2 protein-coding genes are annotated in these 1,675 nt (G+C 70.3%); one reads left to right on the forward strand and one right to left on the reverse strand.

What is annotated here, in order from left to right; translation table 11 throughout:
• The first annotated feature begins 115 nt into the window (after positions 1-115).
• Positions 116-655, forward strand: coding sequence for a hypothetical protein (locus ACIRPK_RS36845; RefSeq protein WP_403047310.1), 540 nt, complete (start codon positions 116-118; stop codon positions 653-655).
• Here ACIRPK_RS36845 and ACIRPK_RS36850 read toward each other — a convergent pair.
• Positions 612-1,403, reverse strand: a complete 792-nt coding sequence (locus ACIRPK_RS36850) for an IS5 family transposase (RefSeq protein ID WP_403047313.1) — start codon at positions 1,401-1,403, stop codon at positions 612-614. The genes ACIRPK_RS36845 and ACIRPK_RS36850 overlap by 44 nt on opposite strands.
• Positions 1,404-1,675 lie beyond the last annotated feature (272 nt).

The following is a 1,675-nucleotide window of genomic DNA, read 5'->3' on the forward strand; positions in this document are numbered from 1 at the left end:
CTCAGTGGCTGTTGTCTTTCCGGGCTTGAGGGCTGTGTTTCCGCTGTTCAGGAATGGGGTCGGCGGTCTCGGGGAGTGGTGACGTGTCGTGTCGTCGCGCTGATGGAGGTCGGGGATGCCGTCTGTCGTGGGGCTGCTGGAACAGCGTGAGCTGACCGCTCGCCGTCGTGTGGACGCGCTGCGGGAGGAGGCGGACCGTATCCAGGCCGAGCTGGTCGCGGCCGAGCGGGAGTGGAACGAGTGGGTCATCGCCCGTTCACGCGTCGGAGAGGTCCTGTCCCCGGGCGATGTCGCCGGCCCGGACGCCCCCGAGGAGCCGTCGGATCGCGGTGAACCGCCCGCGCTGCCTGCATCTTCGCAGGCGGCGAAGCCGAAGTCGGTGGTGCCGGTGTGGCGTGCGGGTCTGGCCTGGTCGGCACTGTCGGCGGACTACCAGCGCATCGTGGAGGCTCTCGCGGACCGGGGCCGGCTCGGTCAAGGCCCGCTGACGTGCCAGGAGATGGCCGGCTGCTTCGGCCTGGACCCGGTGCCCGCGAAGATCGAGGCGTTGCGGTCGAAGGCGAAGCGGCTGACGGCGCGCGGGTGGCTGGTCGAGTCTGCGCCTGGACGGTTCACGCTCGCGAAGGCCGTGGCCGGGCCAGGCGGCGCGTCATGAGTGTCGTCATCGACCAGTAGACCATCGCCTCCGCGCTGCCGGTGGAGCGTTCGAAGTCGCGCACGAGGCGGCGGCTTCGCATCAGGTGGGCGAAGAACCGCTCCACGATCCACCGCTTGGGCAGCACGACGAAGCCGCGCATGTCGTCACTGCGCTTGACGATGGCCAGGACCAGCGCGAGGACGGTGAGGCCGTACTCGACGAGGCTGCCGGTGTAGCCGCCGTCGGCCCAGACCAGGGCCAGCATGTGGTGCGCGGCCGCGACCCGGGCGAGCAGAACCTGCGCGGCGGCGCGGTCGCCGATGTCGGCGGCGGTGACCAGCACCCCCAGCAGCAGGCCGAGGGTGTCGACCACGACGTGCCGCTTGCGGCCGTTGATCAGCTTGCCGCCGTCGAAGCCGCGGCTGTCATGGCCGACGACAGCGTCCGCCTTGACCGACTGGGAGTCGATCACGCCCGCGCTCGGCTCCGGGTCCCGCCCGGCCTGCTCGCGGACCTTACGGCGGAGCCGGTCGTGGAACTCCTTGACCAGACCGTGGTCGCGCCAGCGGCGGAAGAAGGTGTAGACCCGGTCCCATGGCGGGAAGTCGGCCGGCATGGCCCGCCACTTCGTTCCGCTGTCGACCAGGTAGCGGATCGCGTCCAGTATCGCGCGGTGGCAATACGCCTCCGGCTGCCCGCCCCGGCCCCGCAACCAACCCGGCACCGGCAGCAGCGGCCGCACCACCGCCCACTCCGCATCGGACATGTCCGTCGGGTAGCGGCGCGCACGGACCCCGTGGTCGGCGGCGTTCCCGAACCGGTGAGCGAGGCAGTCACACGCGAGAGTGACCGAAGTGGACCCCGCCTGCACGATGGCGTAAGACTGCGACAACAGGGCCTCCTGGACCGCTCTTTGGCGTAGACACCCTTCGAGCTACCAAGAGGCCCTGCTTTCATGCGCGACGACCGCAGCGCTCACCCGATCGAGACCCCCGTTCGACCAGCACCCCTCAAGAACGGAACGACAACAGCCACTCA

Source organism: Kitasatospora sp. NPDC101801 (assembly GCF_044766665.1).
GTDB lineage: Bacteria > Actinomycetota > Actinomycetes > Streptomycetales > Streptomycetaceae > Kitasatospora.

Bases quoted from the DNA above. Each gene is read 5' to 3' on its own strand.
- ACIRPK_RS36850 (WP_403047313.1), bottom strand. From the start codon at position 1,403: ATGTCCGATGCGGAGTGGGCGGTGGTGCGGCCGCTGCTGCCGGTGCCG.
- ACIRPK_RS36845 (WP_403047310.1), top strand. From the start codon at position 116: ATGCCGTCTGTCGTGGGGCTGCTGGAACAGCGTGAGCTGACCGCTCGC.